Raw genomic sequence first — 23,311 nt, forward strand, 5'->3', positions numbered from 1 at the left:
TTGAGTACCCCATTGTCACGGCTTCAGTGACCGGGCGTGCGTCCGCCGGAGGGACGGGTCCCCCGGGCGGACGCGTCCGGCGCGCCCTACCTGCGCCAGGGCCCCGTCACCGCGAAGGTCGTGCCAGGCGTGTAGCAGTTGACGTACATCGTGTCGCCGTCGGGGGAGAAGGTGACCCCGGCGAACTCGCCCCACTCCGGTTCGTCCGGCGTCCCGATGTTCTGGGCGCCGCGGGCCATCGCGTAGACCTCGCCGCGCCGGGTCACGCCGTAGACGTGCTGGGCGCCGTTGCCGTCCTCGCAGACCATGAGGCCGCCGCTGGGGGCCAGGCAGATGTTGTCGGGGGACTCGCCGGGCAGCTGGACGTCGGTGTCCGGGCCGAAGACGATCACCAGGGTCAGGCGACGCCGCTCGGGGTCGTAGCGCCAGATCTGGCCGTAGTGGTCGGCCGCCGACCCCTCCGCGCTGCGGGCGAAGGAGGACACGAAGTACACGCTGCGGCCGCCCCAGTAGCAGCCCTCCAGCTTCTGCGCGTGGGTGACGCCGCCCCGGCCGAAGTCCTGGTGCCGGATGGGCGTCCCGGTGGCCAGCGGGTCGGGTACGTCGATCCACTGGACGCCGTCGAACTCGGCACCGGTCTCCTGGATCGACGACAGGTCGGGCACCCCGGGTACGCGCATCGCCTGGAGCCGTCCGCCCGCCCGCAGCGAGCCCCTGCCGCCCAGCGGCTTCTCGGGCAGGAACCGGTAGAAGAGGCCGAAGGGACGCTCGAACGCGTCCTCCGTCTCGTACACGACGCCCCGCCGCGGGTCCACGGCGATCGCCTCGTGCTGGAAGCGGCCCATCGCGGTCAGCGGCACCGCGCCCGTGCGGCGCGGGTCGGCGGGGTCGACCTCGAAGATGAAGCCGTGGTCCTTGGTATAGCCGTTGGTCCCCGCCTTGTCCTCGGTCTCCTCGCAGGTCAGCCACGTGTGCCAGGGGGTGGGCCCGCCGGCGCAGTTGACCGCCGTCCCCGCGATCGCGACCCGCTCGTCACGGACGTGGCCCCGGGAGTCCAGGGTCAGGGCCGTACAGCCGCCCTTGCCCTCCGGGTCGTACGTCAGGCCCTCGACCGTGGGGACCGGGACGCGGCCGTCGGCGCGGTTCTCGTGATTGCGCACCAGGTGCACGCCGCCGGGCCGGCCGGAGGAACGCGCGGGGAAGGCCGCCATGCCGTCGTGGTTGGACGGCACCGGGCCCTCGCCCGAGCGCAGCTGGTCGCCCTCGCGGGACAGGACCCGGTAGCGGAATCCTTTCGGCAGATCGAGGAGACCGTCGGGGTCGGGGATCAGGGGGCCGTAGCCGGTGTGGCCGAGGGACTGCGCGGCGGCGGTGCCGGCGAAGAGTTCGGAGAGGGCTCCGGTGAAGGCGATGCCTGCGCCGAGGGCGCCGGTGCGGGCCAGGACCTGGCGTCGTGTTGCGGACATGGGGCGACCTTCCTGTTGGCGGACAGGACTGTGACCCGCTGTGTCTATCACCTGACCGGAGTCCCGGGAACCACGCGCGTAGAACGTGTCCCCGGTGTCCCCGGGCGTCCCACGACCTCCACCGGTGCTTCACCGCTCCACGGGGCGCTCCTGTGCCTTCTCCAGGAACCGGAGCAGTTCCACCGGGAAGGGCAGCACCAGCGTGGAGTTCTTCTCGGCGGCGACCGCCACCACCGTCTGCAGCAGCCGCAGTTGCAGGGCCGCGGGTGTCTCGGACATCTCCCGGGCGGCCTCGGCGAGCACCTTGGACGCCTGCAGCTCGGCGTCGGCGTTGATGACCCGGGCCCGGCGTTCCCGGTCGGCCTCGGCCTGGCGGGCCATGGAGCGCTTCATCGTGTCCGGCAGGGACACGTCCTTGATCTCGACCCGGTCGATCTGCACGCCCCAGCCGACCGCCGGACTGTCGATCATCAGCTCCAGGCCCTGGTTGAGCTTCTCGCGGTCGGACAGGAGGTCGTCCAGGTCGCTCTTGCCGATGATCGACCGCAGCGAGGTCTGCGCCATCTGCGAGACGGCGAACCGGTAGTCCTCGACCCGCACCAGCGCGTTGGCCGCGTCGACCACCCTGAAGTACACGACGGCGTCCACCCGCACGGTGACGTTGTCCCGGGTGATGCCCTCCTGGGCGGGCACCGGCAGCGTCACGATCTGCATGTTCACCTTGTGCAGCCGGTCCACGAACGGGACCACCATCGTGAAGCCGGGCTCCCGCACCCGACCTGCGAGCCGCCCGAGCCGGAAGACCACCCCGCGCTCGTACTGCTTGACGACCCGAGCGGCCGAGGCGAGGTAGAGGACACCGGCGCCCCCCGCGGCGACGGCCGCGGTCAGCAGCTCCTGGAGCATGACGACCTCCTCGTCCAGAGGCGGACGGAGATCCGCGCCGGGTGGCGCACGGAGGTCCGTTTCATCCGTCTCTGTCACGATAGGCCCGACGCCCGGTCCGAGGCCATGCCCCGGACCGGGCGCCGTCACCGCAGGAGTGGGTCCCGACGGCGGGACTACACGGCCGCCTGCGCCGGTTCGGTGACCTTCACGGGGTCCGTCCCGGTCGCGCTGTGCCGCTCGGCCCAGTTCTCCAGCGCGGTGCGGCAGGCGTGGTCCAGGTGGTGCAGGCCGGACAGGTCCAGCTCGACCGGCCGGTCCTGCGGCAGCGCCTCCAGGCTCTCCAGGATCTTCGGCAGCCGCAGGAAGGTCGCGTTGCCCGACAGGTGCGCCTGGACGGGGCCGGCGCCCTTGTCGACGACCTCCAGCCTGAGGTGCGAGGCCTCCCAGGCGGTCTTGGCCACGGACAGCGCCAGACCGATCAGCACGCCCTCGAACATGTTCACGGCGACGATGGACACGGCCGTGACGACCAGGATCAGCGCCTCGCCCCGGTGTCCCCGCCACAGCGAGACGACGCCGCGGAAGGGGATCAGCTTCCAGCCCGCGTGGACCAGGATGCCGGCCAGCGCGGGCAGCGGGATCAGCGCCAGGGCGGACGGCAGCAGCGCGGCGAACAGCAGCAGCCACACCCCGTGCAGCACCCGGGACGCCTTGGTCCGCGCGCCGGCGCTGACGTTGGCGGAGCTGCGCACGATGACCGCCGTCATCGGCAGCGCGCCGAGCAGACCGCACACCGTGTTGCCCGCGCCCTGCGCCATCAGCTCCTTGTTGTACTCGGTGCGCGGGCCGCTGTGCAGCCGGTCCACCGCGGCGGCGCTGAAAAGGCTCTCCGCCGACGCGATCAGGGTGAAGGCCACGATCGTGCCGAGCAGGCCCACGTTCAGCAACTCGCCGAAGGCGTCGGCGCCGGGCGGCTGGATGGAGTCCAGCAGGCCATTGACCTCGACGGTCGCGACCGAGAGGCCGAACGCCGCGGTGACCGCCGTGGCCAGGACGACCGCGGCGAGCGCGCCGGGCACGGTCTGCGCCCGCCGGGGCAGCCGCTTCCACAGCACCATCACCGCGACGGTGCCCGCGCCGAGGGCGAGCGAGGTGAGCGCCTCGGTATTGCCCAGCGTGTCGGCCACGGCCCCGGGCAACCCGGTGATCTTGTCGAGGCCGGAGGCGGGAGCGGTCAGTCCGGCCGCCGAGTACAGCTGGCCGGCGATGAGTACGAGGCCGATGCCGGCCAGCATGCCCTCGACCACGGACAGGGAGATCGCCCGGAAATAGCGCCCCAGCCTCAGGGCACCCATCACGAGCTGTATGAGACCGGCGGCCAGCACGATCACGCCGAGCGCGGGCAGCCCGTACTCGTCGACGGCTCCGAAGACCAGCACGGTCAGGCCGGCGGCCGGCCCGGACACCTGGAGACTGCTGCCCGGCAGCAGTCCGGTGACGATGCCTCCCACGATGCCGGTGACGAGGCCGAGTTCGGCCGGGACGCCGGAGGCGACGGCGACGCCCACGCACAGCGGGAGGGCGACCAGGAACACGACCAGGGAGGCGGTGACGTCCTGCCGCAGGTGCGGGAACCTGCGGAGGTTCTCGGTCATGGCGCTCATGCCGGCGCTCACAGGGTCTCGAACGCGTCGGTGTCCGCGCGGTGCGCGCGCACGGCGCCGGTGTGGACCTCGTAGTACCAGCCGTGCATCCGCAGCCGGCCCTCCGCCAGGCCCCGTTGCACGCACGGGTAGGAGCGCAGCCGCTGGAGCTGGGCGAGGACGTGTCCCTGGACGGCGTCGGCGACCGTCGGGTCGGCGGGGTCGCACGGCTTCGGCTCGTCCGCGGCGTGCGCGAGCCAGTCGCGCACGGCGGGTACGGCGCTCAGGTCGTCGCCGCGCACCAGCGCGCCGACGGCGCCGCAGTGCGAGTGGCCGCAGACCACGATGTCCGTGACCCCGAGCACCTGCACGGCGTACTCGATGGTGGCCGCCTCGCCGCTGGGGCTCTGGGTGCCGTACGCCGGGACGATGTTGCCCGCGGTGCGCAGCTCGAAGAGCCGGCCGGGCCGGGCGCCCGTGATCAGGGCCGGTACGACCCGGGAGTCGGAGCAGGTGATGAACAGGACTTCGGGCGACTGGCCTTGGGCGTGCCCGGCGAACTCCTCAGGGCGCTGTCCGTATGCGCGGGCGTTGTCGATGAGGGGCTGCATGATGCGGTGATTCCTCCTGGCGCGCGGTGGGGAGCGCGTCGGATGGGCAGGACGGTGGTGGGGGGGTGCCGCCGGGCCCTCAGCAGCGGAAGACCTGGAGCGCCGCCGGCGAGAGGTCCGCCGCCCGTCTCGGCCGGTACTCGGCGGCGCCGCCGGACGGGACGGGGGCGGGCACCGCCGACGTGGCCTGCCGCGGCGGCGGCCACAGGGGTGCCTCGGGCTGGGGTGCGGCGGCGGGGCGGTGGCGGTCGCGGACGCGCGGGGCGGGGGCCGGTTTCCCGGAGCTCCCGGCGGTGTGGCAGGTGACGGTCTCGTCGTGCAGCACCGTGCCGGAAGGAGCGCCACCGGAACGGGCGTTGGCCACGGCATCGCGGAATGTGTGCGCGGATGCGAACGATGTTCCGGGGGTGAGGAACGGGAGTGCGATCAGGACGGCGGCGAGGAGCGGAATCAGGGTCCGGGCCGTCGTTCCTCGGAACATGCGCCCCCCTCCAGGCCGTTCGTGCCGCTGGTCCATGACGGCGCAAGGTCAACGGGTCGTCAACGCATGGTCAATGCGCGGTCAAGAAACACGTTAACCCTGCACGTTCGTTTGCAGGGTTAACGGAACGTTACGAGCAGGAGAGAGCCCGAAAATGGCGGGTGGGTTGGCGGGAACCGACCGCTCGTCAGGGCGTTTCGACCAGCCGGGCGGCGTCCCGGGCCAGTGCGGTGAGCCGGGAGATCGCCCGGAAGTACTTCTTGCGGTACCCGCCGTTCAGCATCTCCTCGCTGAAGAGCCGGTCGAAGGGCAGCCCGGAGGCCAGGACGGGCACCTCGCGGTCGTAGAGCCGGTCCGCCAGGACGACGAGCCGCAGCGCCGTCGACTGGTCCGGCACCGGCCGCACCCCCGTGAGGCACACGGCCGTCAGGCCGTCGGTCAGGGCGCCGTAGCGGCTGGGGTGGACGCGGGAGAGGTGGTCCAGGAGCGCGGGGAAGGCGTCCAGGGAGGCGCCCCCGGCGGTCTGTGCCGCGCGGGTCACCTGCTCGTCGGAGTAGGGCGCCGGGGCCTCGGGCAGGCCGCGGTGGCGGTAGTCCTCGCCGTCGATGCGCAGGGCGCGGAAGTGGGCGGACAGGCCCTGGATCTCACGGAGGAAGTCGGCCGCCGCGAACCGTCCCTCGCCGAGCTTGCCCGGCAGCGTGTTGGAGGTGGCGGCGAGCGCGACGCCGGCCTCCACCAGGCGGCCGAGGAGGCTGGAGACGAGGACGGTGTCGCCGGGGTCGTCGAGTTCGAACTCGTCGATGCACAGCAGGCGGTGCCCGGAGAGGGTGCTCACGGTCTGCTGGAAGCCGAGGGCGCCGACGAGGTTGGTCAGCTCCACGAAGGTGCCGAACGCCTTGCGGGAGGGTTCGGCGGGGGTGGCGTGCCACAGGGAGGCCAGCAGGTGGGTCTTGCCGACGCCGTAACCGCCGTCGAGGTAGACGCCGCGGGGGCCGGCGGGGGTCCTGGGGGCCTTGCCGCGACCGAGACCGAAGAAGCCGCGCCTGCCGCCGCCGCCCGTCCTCTCACCGCCGAGTCCCGTGGCGAAGCCCTCCAGGACCCGTACGGCCTCGCTCTGGCTGGGCTGGTTCGGGTCCGGGATGTACGTGCCGAAGCGGACCGAGTCGAAGCGGGGCGGGGGCACCATCTCGGCGACCAGGCGCTCCGCGGGCACGTGCGGCTCGCGGGCGCACAGGGACAGCGGGGCGGAGGCAGCCCCGGCTATCGGGGTGGGGCCGGAGGGGCTGGAACCGGAAGCGGCGGAGGAGGAGGGCGACACGGTGGTCCATGGTAGGGCCTGTTCACACGGCGCCCCGCTGACCACCGGGGCGCGGGGCCGGCCCGCACCGGGCGGTGTGCGGGCCGTCACCACTCGCAGGCCGCTCCCACCGCAACGGCCGGCCACGGCCGCCCACGGCGGGCCGGCCCGGCGCGCTCGCCGACCGTCGCTCGCCGGCCCGTGCTCCGCCGGTACGGTTCGGGGACCGGCCGCGTGGAACACTGCACCGCATGCGACGCCTGTTCCCTGTGACCGATCAGACAGCCGGCCCGGACCCCGACGGGACCGACCGGGAGTGGAGCCTCGCCGAGCTGGCCGCCGCCTACGCCTATCCCGAGCCCGACGGGCGGCCGGACGGGCGGCCGGGGGCGTGGCTGCGGGCCAACATGGTCTCCACCCTCGACGGCGCCGCCCAGCACGACGGCCGCTCCCAGCCCATCTCCAGCGCGGCCGACATGCGCGTCTTCGGCACCCTGCGCGCCCTGGCCGACGTGGTGATCGCCGGCGCCGAGACCGTACGCCAGGAGGGGTACCGCCCGGCCCGCTCGCGGGCCGACTTCACCGAGTCGCGGCGGGCGGCCGGCCAGGCCCCCGTGCCCGCGATCGCCGTGGTCAGCGCCGGTCTGGAGCTGGACTTCACGCTGCCGCTGTTCACCTCGCCGCTGGTGCCCACCCTGGTCCTGACCGGTGCCGCCGCGGCGCCGGAGCGGATCGCGGCCGCCGAGAAGGCCGGCGCCCGGGTGGTGATCGCCGGTGACGGCGTCGGCGTGGACCCCGCCCGTGCCGTCGACGCGCTCGTCGCCCTCGGCCACACCCGGCTGCTGACCGAGGGCGGCCCCCGGCTGCTGGGCCAGTTCGTCGCGGCCGGAGTGCTCGACGAGCTGTGCCTGACCGTCTCGCCGCTGCTCACCGCCGGGGACGCGCAGCGGATCGCCGGGGGGCCGTCGGTCGAGGTGCCGCGGCGGTTCGTCCTGGCCTCCCTGCTGGAGGAGGAGGGATTCCTGTTCAGCCGGTACCGGCGGGACTGACCCGGCCGGGACCGGCGGGACCGAGGTAATCGGCGGAACAGGCGGAATCACCCGTTCCGCCCGGTCCGCGCCGGGCACACTGAATCCGGCAGTACCTGTGCGATCACGGGGCAGGATGGTTTCCGCAGGGTCCGGTACGGCCTACGGAGGGTGGGTCCCACGGGCCCGCGAAGGAGAAGGGGCGCCTGGTGTTCACAAGCGTTTTGATGATCGAGAAGGCCCTGACGTCCGCCGACGTGGAGTTCGTCACCACCTTGCACGGCGAGGAGCGGGTCGCCTTCCACGTGCTGCTCCAGCCGCGCGGCGATCAGGCGGACAGGCTGCTGAGAGCCATCGACGACGTCGCGCTCGGCGAGCTGGACGACGCCGTGCGGGAGGGTGAGACGCCCGAGGGCGAGGAGGCGCAGAGCGTCGGGCAGCGGGCCCTGGAGGTGTCCCTCACCGCCCTGCGCGCGTCCGGGGCCCAGGCGGTGGGCCGGCTGATCGAGGACCACCCGCTGGACTCGCTGAAGTCGCTGGTCACGGAGACCGGGGCCGACGAGGTGATCGTCCTGACCGACCCGCACTACGTGGAGGAGTTCTTCCACCGCGACTGGGCCTCGCGCGCCCGGCACAAGGTCGGCGTGCCGGTCCTGAAACTGTTCTCCCACAGCAAGGCATAGGCTGGGGCCGCGCCCCCGCCCAGGGGGCGCGCCCACCGACAGAGCACCTCTCGTACACCCGTCGCACCTCTGGGGAGAACAGCGCATGGCACCCGGCCTTCCTACCGCCATGGACCGACCGCACTTCATCGGCATCGGCGGCGCCGGGATGTCGGGCATCGCCAAGATCCTCGCCCAGCGGGGCGCCGCGGTGGCGGGCAGTGACGCCAAGGACTCCCCGACCGCCGAGGCCCTGCGCGCCCAGGGCGCGACCGTGCACGTCGGGCACGCGGCCGAGCACCTCGCCGACGACGCCAGCTGCGTGGTCGTCTCCTCGGCCATCCGTGAGGACAATCCGGAGCTGGCCCGCGCCGCCGCCCTGGGCATCCCGGTGGTGCACCGCTCCGACGCCCTCGCCGCCCTGATGGACGGCGCGCGCCCGATCGCGGTCGCCGGCACGCACGGCAAGACCACGACCACCTCCATGCTGGCGGTCTCCCTGTCCGAGCTGGGCCTGGACCCGTCGTACGCGATCGGCGGCGACCTGGACGCGCCCGGCTCCAACGCCCTGCACGGCGAGGGCGAGATCTTCGTCGCGGAGGCCGACGAGAGCGACCGCAGCTTCCACAAGTACGCCCCCGAGGTCGCCATCGTCCTCAACGTCGAGCTGGACCACCACGCCAACTACGCGTCGATGGACGAGATCTACGAGTCCTTCGAGACCTTCGCCGGCCGGATCGTCCCCGGCGGCACCCTGGTGATCGCGGCCGACCAGGACGGCGCCCGGGAGCTGACGCGGCGGCTGGCCGGGTCGGTGCGGACGGTGACGTACGGGGAGTCCGAGGACGCCGACGTGCGCATCCTGTCGGTCGTCCCGCAGGGGCTGAAGAGCCAGGTCACCGTGGTGCTGGACGGCGCCGAGCTGACCTTCGAGGTCTCCGTTCCCGGCCGCCACTACGCCCACAACGCGGTCGCCGCCCTCGCCGCCGGCGCGGCCCTCGGCATCCCGGCCGCCGAGCTGGCCCCCGCGCTCGCCGCTTACACGGGCGTCAAGCGGCGCCTCCAGCTCAAGGGCGAGGCGGCCGGAGTCCAGGTCGTCGACTCCTACGCGCACCACCCCACCGAGATGACGGCGGACCTGGAGGCCATGCGCGCCGCGGTCGGCGACGCCCGCATCCTGGTCCTCTTCCAGCCCCACCTGTTCTCCCGCACCCAGGAACTGGGCAAGGAGATGGGCCAGGCCCTGGCCCTCGCCGACGCGTCGGTCGTCCTCGACATCTACCCCGCCCGCGAGGACCCGATCCCGGGCATCACCAGCGAGCTGATCATCGAGGCGGCCCGGGCCGCGGGCGCCGACGTGACACCGGTCCACGACAAGGCGGCGGCGCCGGCGGTGGTCGCGGGAATGGCGAAGGCCGGTGATCTCGTTCTCACCATGGGCGCGGGCGACGTCACCGACCTCGGACCGCGCATCCTGGACGAGCTGTAGAGAACCGCTTTCACGAGGGGCTGAGACTCATGTCGTACGACGTCGAGAAGCCGGACGAGCAGTGGCGCGAGGAACTGGCCCCGGCCGAGTACGCCGTGCTGCGCCAGGCCGGCACGGAGCCCGCCTTCACCGGTGAGTACACCGACACCAAGACCGAGGGCGTCTACTCCTGCCGGGCCTGCGGCGCCGACCTGTTCACCTCCACGACCAAGTTCGAGTCGCACTGCGGCTGGCCGTCCTTCTTCGACCCGAAGGACACCGACGCGGTCGAGCTGATCGAGGACCGCTCGCACGGCATGGTGCGCACGGAGGTGCGGTGCGCCCGGTGCGGCTCGCACCTCGGGCACGTCTTCAAGGGCGAGGGCTATCCGACCCCGACCGACCAGCGGTACTGCATCAACAGCATCGCGCTGCGCCTCCAGCCCGCCGAGGGCTGAGCCGGCCGGTCAGCGGGCGGCGGCCGGCAGCGTCACGGTGAACACCGTCACGCCCGGTCCGCCGCCCAGCTCGATCGTCCCGCCGTGCGCCCGCACCAGCGACCCGGCGACGGCCAGCCCGAGGCCGCTGCCGCCGCGGTCCCGGCTGCGGGCCTTGTCCACGCGGTAGAAGCGGTCGAAGATCCGCTCCCGGTCGGCGGCCGGGACGCCCGGCCCCCGGTCCGCGACGGCCACCCGCGCCGCGCCGGGCGCCACGGAGAGCGTGACCGAGACCTCCGTGCCCGGCGGTGTGTGCACGGCGGCGTTGGTGAGCAGGTTGTCGAGCACCTGCCGCATGCGCTGCGGGTCCAGACGCAGCGTCACCACCGCCGGCCCGGTCGCCACCGTCAGCGGGTGCTCCGGGTGCCCGGCCCGGAAGGCGTCCGCCGCCTGCCGTACCAGCTCCGTCAGATCCGCCTCCTCCCATCGCAGCGGTGTCTCCACCTCGTCCGCGTCCAGCCGGGCGAGCAGCAGCAGGTCGTCCAGGAGCACGCCCATCCGGGCCGCCTCCGCGCGCAGCCGGGTCAGGTGCCGCTCCCGTTCCCCGGGCTCGTTGGCCGCCGCGTACTGGAACAGGTCGGCGTAACCCCGTACGGACATCAGGGGGGTGCGCAGCTCGTGGGAGGCGTCCGCGACGAACCGGCGCAGCCGCCGCTCGGCCTCGGCGCGCACCGCCAGCGAGTCGTCGATGTGCTCCAGCATCGTGTTGAACGCGGTCCGCAGCTCGGCCACCTCCCGGCCGCCGTCCCGGCCGTCCACCCGCAGCGGCAGCCGGGCCGCCGACTCGCTCAGGTCGTGCGAGGCGATGCCGTGCGCCGTGCCCGCCATGTCGCTCAGCGGCTTCAGCCCGCGCCGCAGCATCCGCCGCCCGAACACCACGAGCGCCAGCAGGGCCAGGCCGAACGCGACCACCTGGACCGTGACCAGCTGCTCCACGGTGTCCTCGACGTCCCCCAGGGGCGCGGCGCTGACCAGCACCACCCCGGGCTCGACCTCGCAGGCCCGCAGCAGATAGGGGCCGTGCCCGCCGATCCGCACGGTGCGGGTGAGGTCCTCGTCCGAGCGCGCCATCGTCCGCGCGAGAGCGGTGAGCGCACGGCTGTCGGCCGGCACCTCGGCGGGCGTGCGCAGATCGGCGGAGCCGGCGGAGACGTCGTACACGGCCGTGTACCAGCCGTAGTAGGGCTTGCGCCGGACCGTGCCGTGCTCGGCGGCGTCCTTGGACTGCACGACCTGCACCAGCTTCATCTGGTCGGCGAGCTGACGCTCCAGGTAGTCCCGCATGTACGCGGTCAGCACCGTGCCGACCACGGCGAACACCACCAGCGACAGCACCCCGAGACCCATCGCCAGCCGGGTCCCGAGCCGCAGCCCGCGGTAGGCCCGCCACAGCCGGCGTATCACCGGGCCGGCTGCCGGATCACGTACCCGAACCCCCGCACCGTCCGGATCAGCGGTTCACCGGCGCCGTCGGCGTCCTCGGCGTCACCGAGCTTGCGGCGCAGCCGGCTGACGACCAGCTCCACCACGTTGGACCGGCCGCCGAAGCCGTACTCCCACACGTGGTCCAGGATCTGCGCCTTGGTCAGCACGGTCGGCGACTTGCGCATCAGGTAGCGCAGCACCTCGTACTCGGTGGGCGTCAGCGACAGCCGCCGCTCGCCCCGGCGCACCTCGCGGGTGTCCTCGTCCATCGTCAGGTCCCCCACCCGCAGCACCGAGCGCCGGAAACCCGGCCCGGCGCTGCGCCGCAGCACGGTCCGCAGCCGGGCCATCAACTCCTCCACGGCGAACGGCTTGACCAGGTAGTCGTCACCACCCCGGGTCAGTCCCGCCACCCGGTCGGCCACCCCGTCGCGCGCGGTGAGGAAGACCACCGGCACCATCGTGCCAGCGCCGCGCAGCCGGTCCAGGACACCGAAGCCGTCGACGTCCGGCAGCATCAGGTCGAGCACCACGATGTCCGGACGGAACCCGGCGGCCAGCCGCAGCGCCTGCTCGCCGGTGTTCGCGGTGACCGCCTCCCAGCCCTCGTAACGGGCGACGGTGGCCACCAGGTCGGCGATGGGCGGGTCGTCGTCCACCACGAGCAGTCGTACTTTCTCCACCCGCTCATACTGCGCCACCGTCCGCCCGCACCCCATACCGCGTGGGCCCGCGGTCCGGGATCGACAGGCACTTGCCATCCACCCGACAGGAGAACGACAGGTATGCGGAGGTCCAGGGAGGTCCGCGGAGGCGGACGCGGAACGCCGGGGCCGCGCGCGGCTGGGCCGCCCCTGGCGGGGTAGGTGGCCTCACGCGGCCGCCACGGGCCCGCAACACCGGACGTCTAGACTCTCCCGGCAACGACCCGTAGCGACCTGGCCATAACTTTCCGCCCACCCGAAGGGTATTCGGCGTTTTGATACGGATGGATTCAGTCACCAAGCGGTACCCGGACGGCACCGTGGCGGTCGACCGGCTGTCGCTGGAGATACCGGACCGCTCGATCACGGTCCTCGTCGGACCCTCGGGCTGCGGCAAGACGACGACCCTGCGGATGATCAACAGGATGGTGGAACCCACCGAGGGCACCATCTCCCTGGACGGCGAGGACCTCCAGCGGCAGCCGGTCACCACGCTGCGCCGGTCGATGGGGTACGTCATCCAGAACGCCGGGCTCTTCCAGCACCGGACGATCCTCGACAACATCGCCACCGTGCCCCGCCTGATCGGCTGGAGCAAGCGGAAGTCCCGGGACCGGGCGGCCGAACTGATGGAGCGGGTGGGGCTCGACGCCTCCCTCGGCAAGCGGTACCCGTACCAGCTCTCCGGCGGACAGCAGCAGCGCGTCGGTGTGGCGCGGGCGCTCGCCGCCGACCCGCCCGTGCTCCTCATGGACGAGCCGTTCTCCGCGGTCGACCCCGTCGTCCGCAAGGGCCTCCAGGACGAACTCCTGCGCATCCAGGACGAACTGGGCAAGACCATCGTCTTCGTCACGCACGACATCGACGAGGCCGTCAAACTGGGCTCCATGGTCGCGGTGATGCGCACCGGCGGCCGGCTCGCCCAGTTCGCGCCGCCCGCCGAACTGCTGTCCGACCCGGCGGACGACTTCGTCGAGGACTTCCTGGGCGCCGACCGCGGCATCCGCCGGCTCTCCTTCTTCCCGTCCGCGGGCCTGGAGCCGACGACCGGCCCGGTGGTGCGGATCGACGCCACCGCCGAGCAAATCGCCGCGGCCGACGCCCCGTACCTGCTGGTGACCGACGCGGACGGCAGGCCGCTGGGCTGGGCCGAGCCGCGGGACCTGACGCCCGGCGCCATCCGGCCCGAGCGCCTCCTGTCGCACGGGCGGCCGTTCCTGCCCGGCACCGACTCGCTGCGGGCGGCCCTCGACTGCGCGGTGCTCTCGCCGACCGGCTGGGCCGTCGCCGTGGACGCCGACGGCCGGGTGACCGGCGTCGTCTCCCAGCAGGCCGTCGGCGACGCGATCCGCGCCGCCCACGTCGCGGGAGACGCGGACGGGAGACCGGCGGCGCGGCCCGCCACCGTCTCCGTCACCGAGGCCGCCCCGTGAACGGCTTCTTCGACATCCCGAGCGACCTCGACAACACCTACTTCGGGCTGATCGGACTGCACCTGCGCGAGGCGCTGCTCCCGGTGCTGGCGGGACTGCTGCTCGCGCTGCCCGTCGCCCAGCTCTGCGTGCGGTTCCGCTGGCTGTACCCGCCCGTGCTCGGTGTGACCACCGTCTTCTACGCCATCCCGTCGCTGGCGGTCTTCGTCGTCCTCATCGACTACACGGGCCAGACCGAGCTGACGGTGATGATCCCGCTGGCCGTCTACAGCCTGGTGGTGCTCGTCCCGGCGATCGTCGACGGCGTCCGCTCGGTGCCCGAGGAGACCCTCGCCGCCTCCACCGCCATGGGCTTCGGTCCCCTGCGGCGCTACCTCCAGGTGCAGTTGCCGATCGCCGTGCCCGCCATCCTCGCCGGGCTCCGCGTGGCGGTGTCGGCGAGCATCTCGCTGGTCAGCGTCGGCGCCCTCATCGGCAACCAGGGCGCCCTCGGCAACCTCCTCGCGGACGCCCAGAAGTACGGCCGCCCCGAACTGGCGGTGAACTCCGTCCTCACCACCGCCGTACTGGCGATCCTGTGCGACGCGGCACTCGTCCTGGTCCGCAACCTGCTGACGCCGTGGATGCCCCGGGGCGGGACCAGGCGCCCCAGGGCGGCCGCCGTGCGGCGGGGCCGACCCGAGACGGAGAAGGCGGCGGCCCGGTGAACGTGATCAACTTCGTCAACGCCTTCTTCAGCGACAGCGCCCACTGGCACGGCTACGACGGCATCCCGCAACGCCTGCTGGAGCACGTCCAGTACTCGCTGCTGGCCCTCGGCCTGGCCGCCGCGATCGGGCTGCCCGTCGGGCTGCTGACCGGGCACACCGGACGCGGCGGCAACGCGGTCGCCTTCCTCGCCACCGCCGCCCGCGCGCTGCCCAGCTTCGGACTGCTGGTGCTGATCGCCGTCGCGGTCGGCATCGGCCTGCTGCCCGTGATGATCCCGCTCGTCGTGCTCGCGGTCCCGCCGATCCTGGTGACGACCTACGAGGCGGTCCGCTCCGTCGACCCCTCCCCGGTGGACGCCGCCCGGGGCATGGGCATGCACGAGTCGAGCATCCTGTTCCGGGTCGAACTGCCCGTCGCCCTGCCGCTGATCCTCAGCGGACTGCGCTCGGCCGCCATCCAGGTCGTGTCGACGGCCACCATCGCCGCGTACGTCAGCCTCGGCGGGATCGGCCGGTACATCATCGACGGGCTCTACCAGCGCGACTACGAGAAAGTGGTCGGCGGGGCCACCCTGGTGGCGCTCCTTGCGCTCGTCACGCTCGCGCTCTTCTGGGCGGCGGAGCGGCTGACGGTCTCGCCCGGGGTGCGCAGGCGCTGACCACGGAGCGGGGAATCAAACACAGTTGTGGAAAACGTAATCATGCCGTTCTTGACTGACCGACAAGTGGCTCGTTTGGATCGGTGGATGACTTCCACCGCCAAGAGCAGCAGGTCCAGGACGAGGCACACCGGCGCGGCGGCCGTCGCGCTCACCGCCGCCACGGCGCTGCTCGCGGGCTGTTCCTCCTCCTCCGACGACACCTCCGACAACCCCCTCGCCGGCGAGAAGGCGGAGGCCGGCACCGTCGTCGTCGGCTCGAACAACTTCGCCGAGAGCACCCTGCTCGCCGACATCTACGGGGAGGCCCTCAAGGCCAAGGGCCTCAAGGTCACCTACAAGCACAACATCGGCAGCCGCGAGACGACGTACGGCCTGATGAAGAACGGCTCGGTGACGGTGCTGCCCGAGTACAACGGCTCGCTGCTGGCCTACCTCGACTCGGGGGCCGAGCAGAAGTCGGCCGAGGCGGTGAACGAGGCCGCGAAGGGCAAGCTCGACCAGAAGCTGACGCTGCTGGAGTCGTCGCCGGCCGAGAACAAGGACTCGGTCAGCGTCAACGCCGAGACCGCGAAGAAGTACGGGCTCACCGCGGAGTCGACCCTCGCCGACCTGAAGGAGGTCGCGCCGGACCTGGTGATCGGCGGTTCGCCCGAGTTCCAGACCCGGCAGCAGGGGCTGAAGGGCCTGGAATCCGTGTACGGCCTGAAGTTCAAGTCCTTCAAGGCGCTGGACGCGGGCGGCCCCCTCACGCAGTCGGCGCTGACCAAGAACACGGTGCAGGCGGCGGACGTGTTCACCACCGACCCGACCATCATCAAGGAGAAGTTCGTCGTCCTGAAGGACCCGGAGAACCTCTTCGGCTACGCGAACGTGACCCCGCTGGTGTACAAGGAGGGGCTCTCCGAGGAGGGCGTCGCCGCGCTGAACGCGGTCTCCGCCAAGCTGGACACCAAGACGCTCCTCGACCTGGACGCCCAGGTGCAGCTGGACAAGAAGGACCCGCTGGACGTGGCCAAGGAGTGGCTCGCGTCGGCCGGACTGGACTGACGCCCGGTTCCCGACCGCCGTCACGGCGCCGCGGTCCCGGCCGCGGCGTCGATCAGCTGGTCGATCAGTGCGACGAGGACGTCCCGGCAGGAGGCCCGGTCCCGCGCGTCGCACAGCAGCACCTGCACGTGTGCCGGCAGCGCCAGCGCCTCCCGGACCGCCTCGGCCGGATACGGATGCCGCCCGTGGAAGCCGTTGACGCCGACGACGAACGGAATGCCCCGCCGCTCGAAGAAGTCGACGGCCGCGAAGCTCGACTCCGGTCTGCGGACGTCGACCAGGACCACGGCGCCCAGGGCGCCGATCGCCAGGTCGTTCCACATGAACCAGAACCGCTGCTGACCGGGTGTGCCGAAGAGGTACAGCACCAGTTCCCGGCCGATGCTGATCCGGCCGAAGTCGAGGGCCACGGTCGTGGCCCGCTTCTCCTCGATCCCGGCGAGGTCGTCCACGTCCAGGCCCGCCGCGGTCAGCGGTTCCTCGGTCCGCAGCGGCGCGATCTCGCTCACCGACCCGACCATGGTGGTCTTGCCGACGCCGAACCCCCCGGCGACGAGGATCTTCACGGCGTCGGGCGCGGCGGCCGGGGGCGCGGGTGCCGTGGGCGCCGAAGCGGTGCGGTCAGAGCCGGCCAAGGCCGTCCCTCACTTTCTGCAGCAGGTCCAGATCCGGGTGGGCGCGGGAGACGAGGTGCGGCGGGCGGGCGGTGATCCGGCCCGCCTCCAGCAGGTCGCAGAGGAGGATCACGACCACGCTCACCGGCAGGTCGAGGCGTGCCGCGATCTCCGCGACGGCGACGGGCTCGGCGCACAGCCGCAGGATGCGCAGGTGCTCGGGCTGCGGCCGGGCGGCCCGGGCGGGCTGCGGATCGACCGCGGTCACCGTCGTGATGAGGGTGAAGTCGGCGCGGCTGGGCCGGGTCCGGCCGCCGGTCAGGGTGAACGGCCGCACGAGCCGGCCCCCCGCGTCGCCTCCGGTCACGTCACTCGCCGGGGGCGGCGGTGGCCCGCGGTGCCGCGCTCAGATGCTCGCCGATCTTCTTCACCAGCATGTTCATCTGGTACGCCACGACACCGACGTCGGCGTTCGGTCCGGTGAGGACGACGAGGTGGGCGCCCGGACCCGCCGAGGTGAGGATCAGGTAGCCGTTGGCCATCTCGATGAGTGCCTGGCGCACCGGGCCGCCGCGGAAGTCCATGCTGACGCCCTTGCTGAGGCTCATCAGCCCGGACGCGGTCGCCGCCAGCCGCTCGGCGTCGTCGCGCAGGAAACCGGTGGACTTGCTGACGACCAGTCCGTCCTCGGAGAGCACCACCGCCTGGTTCACGTCGGCGACCCGCTCCACGAGTCCGGTGAGCAGCTGGTCCAGCTCGGTGTGCGTGGCGGGGGAGGGTCGGGTCATGGCGTGTCCTTCGTCGGCGGTCGTCGGTCGGCGGTCGGAGTCGGGGGCGCGGCGGAGGAGAGAGCCTGCTCGTCGGCGGGGGGACCGGCGACGGTGTCGTCGGCGGCGGTGTCGGCATCGGCATCGGCGGCCTGGGCCCGCAGGGTGCCGCGCTGGAAACCGGCGAGGGACGAGGCGGCGCGCTCGGCGGTGAAGTCGGCGTAGCCGTCGCCGGCGGCGTCCGGACCGTCCGGGCCGGCGGCGGGGCCCTCGTCGCGGAGCTCGGCGGCCAGGCTCGTCTGCGGCACCCGGCGGGGCAGCGGGACGAGACCGTCGGCCTCGGCGGGCGCGGCGGCCGGCACCGGACGGGCCGGCGGCGAGAGCCGCTTCACGGGAAGGGGACGGCCCTCCCCGGCACCGGACGCCACGCTCGCGAGAGCCTCGGGAACCGGCGCTCCGCCGTCGGCGCCGGACCCCGCGACCGGGTCCGGCACCACGATGTCGTGCGGGACGAGCACGATGGCGGTGGTCCCCCCGTACGGGGAGGAGCGCAGCGTCACGGTGATGCCGTGGCGGTGGGCGAGCCGGGCGACGACGAACATGCCGAGCCGCAGGTCGTCCGCGAGCGCCACGACGTCGAACTGCGGAGCCACGGCGAGCTGGGCGTTGAACGAGGCGTAGTCCTCCTCCGACAGACCCAGGCCGCGGTCCTCGATCTCGACGGCCAGGCCCTTGGCGACCATCGCGGCCCGCACCCCGACCGGCTGGGGGGCGGGGGAGTACGCCGTGGCGTTGTCGATGAGTTCGGCGAGGAGGTGGATCACGTCGGCCACCGCGGGCGGGGCGAGGGCCACCTCCTCGTCGGTGTGCAGCTCCACCCGCTGGTACTCGGCGACCTCGCCGACGGCGCTGCGCAGGATGTCGACCAGCGCGACGGGCTCGCGCCAGGTGCGCCGCGGCTGCTCGCCGCTGATGATCACGAGGTTCTCCTCGTACCGGCGCAACTGGCTCGCGGTGGAGTCCAGTTCGTAAAGGCCCTTGAGGATCTCGGGGTCGGTGTGCTGGCGCTCCAGGGCGTCCAGCTTGCCGAGCTGCATGTTGACGAGGTTCTGGCTCTGCCGGGCGATGCCGAGGATCACCTTCTGGAAGCCGCGCCGGGTGTCGGCCAGTTCGACGGCGGTGTGCACGGCGGTGCGCTGCGCCGTGTTGAACGCCTGGGCCACCTGGCCGAGTTCGTCGCGCCCGTAGTCCAGCGGCGGGGTCGCCGACTCCACGTCGATCTTCTCGCCCCGCTCCAGCCGGGCCACCACCTCGGGCAGCCGCTCCTCGGCCAGGCTCAGGGTGGCCAGCCGCAGCCCGCGCAGCCGGCGGGAGAGCGAGCGGGTGATGCGCCAGGACATGCCGACGCACAGCAGCAGGGCGAGCAGGCCGCCCGCGCTGAGGGAGGCCGCGGTGATCAGCAGTCCGCGCGCCTCGGCGGCGCTGCGGTCGAGCAGTCCGTCCGTCTGCTGCCGGATCAGTGCCGCGTACTGGTCGGAGACCTTGTCCAGGGCGGCCGTCCAGCGCTGCCGCGCGTCCGGCAGGTCGATGCGGCCGTCCCCACCCGCCGCGCGGGCCGCGAGCACCTGGTCCTCGACCGACTCCAGGGTCCCCCACTCGGGGCTGGCGAGGATCCGCTCGGTCTGCGCCTTCGCGTCACCCCGCAGGGAGGGCACGATCTGGTCCTGGACCAGCCAGCGCCGGGTGTGGACCAGCTGGGCGAACTCCGCCCACTCCTCCTCGCCCATCCGGTCGGACGGCCAGGCCAGGGTGAGCCGGGCGTCCTCCTGGGACACCAGTTCCGCCGCGTGCTCCAGGGCGACCAGCGGTCCGGCCTGCGAGGTGAGGTCGCCGTCGTCGACCTGGGACAGTTCCTCGAAGGCGTGGATCTGCTCGTCGATGATCGACGTGTACTGGTCGAGCGCCTGGTCGGCGGTGATGTCACTGGGATCGTCGACCTGGTCGCGGTAGTACTCGAGGCTGCCCACCGAGCCCAGCACCGAGTACAGCCGGTCCGCGACCCGGTCGGGCGCCCGCTCGATCGTCTCCGACCGGCCGACCAGCTGGGCCACCGCCGCGTCCGACCTCTTGCGCTGGGCGTCCAGTTCGGTCCGGTCGCCGCCGGGGCCCGCGAGCCACGCCGCCGACAGACTGCGCTCCTTCTGCAGCGCGAGCGCCGCCTCGGTGCCCATGGCGCCGGTGGACCGGCTGAGCTCCGTCTGCGCCCGCAGCCGCAGGCCCTCGGAGAACATCTGGATCGTCGTCACCCCCCACACCGTGGCGAGGCTGACGCCCGGGACCAGGGCCAGGAGGATCAGGGAGAGACGTATGGAGCCGAGGCGGCGCCGGGCACCCGTCCGTGCAGACATCGTCGTCCTAGGCGATCAGTGGGGAAGGCTGTCAGGTGTGCGCGGACGCGTGCGGTCACGCGCCCCGGTCACCGGGTGCCGCCCGCGGCGAAGCGCGCGACCGCGTCGGCGTTCGTCCGGGTCACGAAGGCGGGACCGGTCAGGACGGGCGCCACTCCGCCGCCGCTGACGTTGCCGTTGGTGCGGTACAGCCAGAGCGCGTCCACCGCGAGGTACCCCTGCAGATACGGCTGCTGGTCCACCGCGAACTGCACCTCGCCGCGCTTGACCGCGGCGACCAGGTCCTCGTCGAGGTCGAAGGTGGCGACCCGGGCCCTGCTGCCCGCCTCCGCCACGGCCTCGACCGCGGTGAGCGCGAAGGCCGCGCCGTTCATGACGACCTGGTCGATGCTGGAGTCCTGCCGCAGCCGCGCGGTGACGGCCGCGCCCACCGCCTCCATGTCGGTGCCCTCGACGTAGAGCATCTCGGTCTCGCCCCCGAAGGTCTTCTTCACCCCGGCGCAGCGGGCCTCCAGGGCGACGTTGCCCCGCTCGTGGATGACGCACAGGGCGTGCCGGGCCCGGAGGTCGTCCAGCTTGTCGCCGACGGCCCGGCCCGCGACGCTCTCGTCCTGCCCGAAGTACTGGAGAAGCCCGGTCGACCGCCAGGCGTCGATACCGGAGTTGAGCCCGACGACGGGGATCCCGGCCGCCTCCGCCTCGGCGACCGGCCCCTTCATGGCCTGCGGTTTGGCGAGGGTTACGGCGATGCCGTCGGCCTTCTCGCGAATCGCGTCCCGCACCAGGCCGGCCTGGTCGGCGGTGTCGGCGTCACCGGCGTACGTCAGGTCGACGCCGTCCTTCGCGGCGGCCGCCTCGGCGCCCTTGCGCACCCGGTCCCAGAAGGCGTCGCCCTCACCACCGTGGGTGACCATGACGATCTTCATCCGGTCGCCGCCGGACCCGGCCGCGGCGCCGGCGGCGGAGCCGTCCTCGTCCGCGCCGAGGGCGGAGCAGCCGGCCGCCAGCAGGCAGAGGGCCGCGGCGAGGGCGACGGCGCGCAGACGTCCGGGCGTGGGGGTGGACGGGGGAGGAGTACTCATGGGGGTTGCGGCACCTCGCTGTGCGGCCGAGCAGGAGGAACGGAGCGAGGGGGGACCGGAGCCGCGTGACGGTGCGCCAACCGGGTGAACCTCGCCTGGCCGGAGCAAACCGTGTGTGACGGCCGGTAGTCAAGTGACCCGCGACCTGCCACGAGTTGTCGGTGCCGCATCGTGATGAACGGGACGGGTGAAACGCGAGTGAACGGAAGGGGGCGCGCGACGCCCACCGTCCGCGCCCCGACTCCCACGGTGGCGCACCCGGCGTCGAGGCCCGGTCCACCGGGGGCCAGGAAGGAACAGTTGACGGTGCGTTATCTTGTACGGGGGGTTAAGACAGGCGGCACGGCCTGTTGAGTTCCAGCCCGGGAGAGTCCAGCCGATGGCGAGGCAGCTACGCGCCGAACAGACCCGCGCGACGATCCTCGAGGCCGCCGCCGAGCTGTTCGACCGTCAGGGCTACGAGTCGACCAGCCTGAGCGAGATCGTGGCCCACGCCGGAGTGACCAAGGGTGCCCTGTACTTCCACTTCGCGGCGAAGGAGGACCTCGCGCACGCCATCATGGAACTCCAGTCCCTCACGTCGCGCCGGCTCGCCACGGAGCTGGACGGCAGGGGGTACACCTCCCTGGAGGCGCTGATGCGCCTGACCTTCGTGATGGCCCGGCTCTGCGAGGAGGGGCCGGTGCTGCGGGCCGGTCTGCGGCTCGCCACCGGGGGAGTGACGGTGCGCCCGCCGCTGACGCACCCCTTCACCGAGTGGCGCGAAATCGCCTCGTCCCGCCTCCTGGACGCCGTCCGGCAGTCCGACGTGCACCCGGACATCGACGTCGACTCCGTCGCCCACACCCTCGTCTGCTCCATCGTCGGCACCCGGGTGGTGGGCGGCACCCTGGAACCGGACGCGCGGCAGCCGCGCCGCCTGGCCGGGATGTGGCGCCTCCTCATCCGCGGCATGGTGCCGGTCACCCGACGCGCGCGCTACCTCACCCTGGCGGCCCGCCTGGAGCGGGATCTGACCGCCGCCTGACCTCCGCGGCCCGGAACGGCCGGCCCCCTCGCCGTGCCCCGGCCGCGCACACCTCGGCGGTGCCGCCCGGCCCGAGCCTGCGGTTCAGCGGGTACCGGTCGGAGATACGGTGAGCCCCATGCCCGACACCCCGCCGGAGTCCGCCCCGGTCATCCACGGCAACGAGCCGGGGTCCTTCCCCCACAGCGTGCTGGCCGAGCGGCACCCCGCCATCGTCCGCCAGGTGCGCGAGGCGTTCCCCTACGACCCCGAGCGGCAGGCCGCCCTCGACGCGCTGCTCGCGAGCTGCGCCGACGGGGGGATCGAGCCGCTGCCCGACACGGCCGGCGCCGCGGACCGGCGCCGCTGGGCGGAGTGGGGGACGGACCGGTACGCCGGCCGCTCCTGGTACGACGTGCCCTGGCTGTGGGCCGAGAGCCACTTCTACCGCCGGCTCCTCGACGCCGTCGGATACTTCGGCCCCGGCCCCTGGCGCGGCGTCGACCCCTTCCGGCCCGCCAAGCTCGCCGAACTCCGGTCCGCGGAGACGGACGAGGAACTGGCCGCCCTCGACGACCTCGCCGGCCTGCCCGTCGAGGAGCGGACCCGGGCGCTGCTGCACGGCTCGCTCTGGGGCAACCGCGCGGACCTGAGCTTCCGCCTCTCCGGCAGCGGGGCCCGCGCCGAGGACCGGGCGGCGGCCCTGGTCGCCGACGACGGCGACGCCCTCTGGTCGCTCCTCCCGCCCCCGGCGCACGGCTCCCCGGCCCCGGCCACCCTGTGCCTCGTCGCCGACAACGCGGGCCGCGAACTCGTCCCCGACCTGCTGCTCATCGCCCACCTCCTCGCCGAGGGCCGCGTCCGACGGGCGGTCCTGCACGTCAAACCGCACCCCTACTACGTCTCCGACGCCACGCCCGCTGACGTGCTCGACGCCCTGCGGCGGCTGGTGGCGGCGGGCGGAGCGGCCGCCTCCTACGGCGAGGGACTGTGGACCGCACTGACCGACGGCCGCGTCACCGTCCGCGCGCACCCCTTCTCCTGCGCCCCGTTGCCGTACGCGGACATGCCCGGAGACCTGCGCGCGGAGTTCGCCGCGGCGACGGTCACCGTCCTCAAGGGCGACCTCAACTACCGCCGCCTGGTGGGCGACCGGTACTGGCCGGCGACGACGCCCTTCGCGGACGTGACCGGCTACTTCCCGGGCCCCGTCGCCGCGCTGCGCACCCTGAAGTCCGACGTGGTCACCGGCCTGACCGCGCGGACGGAGGCCGCGCTGGAGGCGAGCGGGGAACGACGCTGGCGCACGAGCGGGACCCACGCGCTGATCCAGGTCAAGGGCTGAGCGGACGGCGCCACGGTAAGGACGGACCGGCGAAAGTTCCCGCCGTTCGCCCCGATTCACGCGATGG

At 73.0% G+C, this 23,311-nt stretch carries 23 protein-coding genes; 10 read left to right on the plus strand and 13 right to left on the minus strand.

Annotation, left to right across the window (positions count from 1 at the left end; translation table 11 throughout):
* Window positions 1-86: 86 nt before the first annotated feature.
* From ACZ6EG_RS11520 to zapE, 6 genes are all read right to left on the minus strand, one after another.
* On the minus strand, window positions 87-1,466 hold the full coding sequence (locus tag ACZ6EG_RS11520) for a PhoX family protein (protein ID WP_391968642.1): 1,380 nt from the start codon (window positions 1,464-1,466) through the stop codon (window positions 87-89).
* A gap of 129 nt (window positions 1,467-1,595) precedes the next feature.
* Window positions 1,596-2,372: a slipin family protein gene (locus tag ACZ6EG_RS11525; RefSeq protein ID WP_469603722.1), complete on the minus strand. Its 777-nt coding sequence runs from the start codon at window positions 2,370-2,372 to the stop codon at window positions 1,596-1,598.
* 155 nt (window positions 2,373-2,527) lie between these two features.
* Window positions 2,528-4,009, minus strand: coding sequence for a SulP family inorganic anion transporter (locus ACZ6EG_RS11530; protein ID WP_469603725.1), 1,482 nt, complete (start codon window positions 4,007-4,009; stop codon window positions 2,528-2,530).
* 17 nt (window positions 4,010-4,026) lie between these two features.
* Entirely contained in the window at window positions 4,027-4,608 is a 582-nt protein-coding gene (locus ACZ6EG_RS11535) for a carbonic anhydrase (RefSeq protein WP_391968639.1), read from the minus strand.
* 79 nt (window positions 4,609-4,687) lie between these two features.
* On the minus strand, window positions 4,688-4,972 hold the full coding sequence (locus tag ACZ6EG_RS11540) for a hypothetical protein (protein ID WP_469603728.1): 285 nt from the start codon (window positions 4,970-4,972) through the stop codon (window positions 4,688-4,690).
* Window positions 4,973-5,276: 304 nt separating this feature from the next.
* A complete protein-coding gene (gene zapE / locus ACZ6EG_RS11545; protein ID WP_469604317.1) occupies window positions 5,277-6,353 on the minus strand; it encodes a cell division protein ZapE in 1,077 nt (358 codons plus the stop codon).
* 284 nt (window positions 6,354-6,637) lie between these two features.
* On the opposite strand from zapE, the gene ACZ6EG_RS11550 reads away from it, so the two are divergent.
* From ACZ6EG_RS11550 to msrB, 4 genes are all read left to right on the plus strand, one after another.
* A complete protein-coding gene (locus ACZ6EG_RS11550) occupies window positions 6,638-7,435 on the plus strand; it encodes a pyrimidine reductase family protein (protein WP_391968637.1) in 798 nt (265 codons plus the stop codon).
* 188 nt (window positions 7,436-7,623) lie between these two features.
* Window positions 7,624-8,097, plus strand: coding sequence for an indole-3-glycerol phosphate synthase (locus ACZ6EG_RS11555; protein WP_356607518.1), 474 nt, complete (start codon window positions 7,624-7,626; stop codon window positions 8,095-8,097).
* 85 nt (window positions 8,098-8,182) lie between these two features.
* Window positions 8,183-9,565, plus strand: coding sequence for a UDP-N-acetylmuramate--L-alanine ligase (murC, locus tag ACZ6EG_RS11560; protein ID WP_391968636.1), 1,383 nt, complete (start codon window positions 8,183-8,185; stop codon window positions 9,563-9,565).
* 29 nt (window positions 9,566-9,594) lie between these two features.
* Entirely contained in the window at window positions 9,595-10,002 is a 408-nt protein-coding gene (gene msrB / locus ACZ6EG_RS11565; RefSeq protein WP_356607514.1) for a peptide-methionine (R)-S-oxide reductase MsrB, read from the plus strand.
* 9 nt (window positions 10,003-10,011) lie between these two features.
* Here msrB and ACZ6EG_RS11570 read toward each other — a convergent pair whose 3' ends face one another.
* Window positions 10,012-11,445, minus strand: a complete 1,434-nt coding sequence (locus tag ACZ6EG_RS11570; RefSeq protein WP_469603732.1) for a sensor histidine kinase — start codon at window positions 11,443-11,445, stop codon at window positions 10,012-10,014.
* Complete coding sequence (locus ACZ6EG_RS11575) at window positions 11,442-12,185, minus strand: response regulator transcription factor (protein WP_469603735.1); 744 nt, start codon at window positions 12,183-12,185, stop codon at window positions 11,442-11,444. The genes ACZ6EG_RS11570 and ACZ6EG_RS11575 overlap by 4 nt, the downstream gene beginning before the upstream one ends.
* A gap of 260 nt (window positions 12,186-12,445) precedes the next feature.
* Between ACZ6EG_RS11575 and ACZ6EG_RS11580 the strand changes: the two genes are divergently transcribed.
* From ACZ6EG_RS11580 to ACZ6EG_RS11595, 4 genes are all read left to right on the plus strand, one after another.
* On the plus strand, window positions 12,446-13,603 hold the full coding sequence (locus ACZ6EG_RS11580; protein WP_391968633.1) for an ABC transporter ATP-binding protein: 1,158 nt from the start codon (window positions 12,446-12,448) through the stop codon (window positions 13,601-13,603).
* The gene (locus tag ACZ6EG_RS11585) at window positions 13,600-14,310 is read left to right on the plus strand and encodes an ABC transporter permease (RefSeq protein ID WP_391968632.1); all 711 of its coding nucleotides are present in this window, start codon (window positions 13,600-13,602) and stop codon (window positions 14,308-14,310) included. The genes ACZ6EG_RS11580 and ACZ6EG_RS11585 overlap by 4 nt, the downstream gene beginning before the upstream one ends.
* A complete protein-coding gene (locus ACZ6EG_RS11590; RefSeq protein ID WP_469603740.1) occupies window positions 14,307-14,972 on the plus strand; it encodes an ABC transporter permease in 666 nt (221 codons plus the stop codon). Before ACZ6EG_RS11585 ends, ACZ6EG_RS11590 begins: the two co-directional genes overlap by 4 nt.
* Window positions 14,973-15,059: 87 nt before the next feature.
* Window positions 15,060-16,022 (plus strand): ABC transporter substrate-binding protein, encoded by a 963-nt coding sequence (locus tag ACZ6EG_RS11595; RefSeq protein ID WP_469603743.1) that lies wholly within the window; start codon window positions 15,060-15,062, stop codon window positions 16,020-16,022.
* Window positions 16,023-16,042: 20 nt separating this feature from the next.
* Here the strand turns inward: ACZ6EG_RS11595 and ACZ6EG_RS11600 are convergent, their stop codons facing one another.
* From ACZ6EG_RS11600 to ACZ6EG_RS11620, 5 genes are all read right to left on the minus strand, one after another.
* On the minus strand, window positions 16,043-16,657 hold the full coding sequence (locus ACZ6EG_RS11600) for a GTP-binding protein (RefSeq protein ID WP_391968629.1): 615 nt from the start codon (window positions 16,655-16,657) through the stop codon (window positions 16,043-16,045).
* Entirely contained in the window at window positions 16,644-17,003 is a 360-nt protein-coding gene (locus tag ACZ6EG_RS11605) for a DUF742 domain-containing protein (protein ID WP_356607499.1), read from the minus strand. Before ACZ6EG_RS11605 ends, ACZ6EG_RS11600 begins: the two co-directional genes overlap by 14 nt.
* Before the next feature lies 1 nt (window position 17,004).
* Window positions 17,005-17,424, minus strand: a complete 420-nt coding sequence (locus ACZ6EG_RS11610) for a roadblock/LC7 domain-containing protein (RefSeq protein ID WP_366767740.1) — start codon at window positions 17,422-17,424, stop codon at window positions 17,005-17,007.
* Window positions 17,421-19,811, minus strand: a complete 2,391-nt coding sequence (locus tag ACZ6EG_RS11615; protein ID WP_469603748.1) for a sensor histidine kinase — start codon at window positions 19,809-19,811, stop codon at window positions 17,421-17,423. The genes ACZ6EG_RS11610 and ACZ6EG_RS11615 overlap by 4 nt, the downstream gene beginning before the upstream one ends.
* A gap of 68 nt (window positions 19,812-19,879) precedes the next feature.
* Complete coding sequence (locus tag ACZ6EG_RS11620) at window positions 19,880-20,893, minus strand: substrate-binding domain-containing protein (protein WP_391968627.1); 1,014 nt, start codon at window positions 20,891-20,893, stop codon at window positions 19,880-19,882.
* 379 nt (window positions 20,894-21,272) lie between these two features.
* On the opposite strand from ACZ6EG_RS11620, the gene ACZ6EG_RS11625 reads away from it, so the two are divergent.
* Together ACZ6EG_RS11625 and ACZ6EG_RS11630 are read left to right on the plus strand one after the other, a co-directional pair.
* A complete protein-coding gene (locus ACZ6EG_RS11625) occupies window positions 21,273-21,920 on the plus strand; it encodes a ScbR family autoregulator-binding transcription factor (protein WP_391968626.1) in 648 nt (215 codons plus the stop codon).
* 118 nt (window positions 21,921-22,038) lie between these two features.
* Entirely contained in the window at window positions 22,039-23,244 is a 1,206-nt protein-coding gene (locus ACZ6EG_RS11630; protein ID WP_469603753.1) for a damage-control phosphatase ARMT1 family protein, read from the plus strand.
* Window positions 23,245-23,311: the final 67 nt, after the last annotated feature.

The sequence above is a fragment of the Streptomyces sp. NPDC041968 genome (assembly GCF_055589025.1).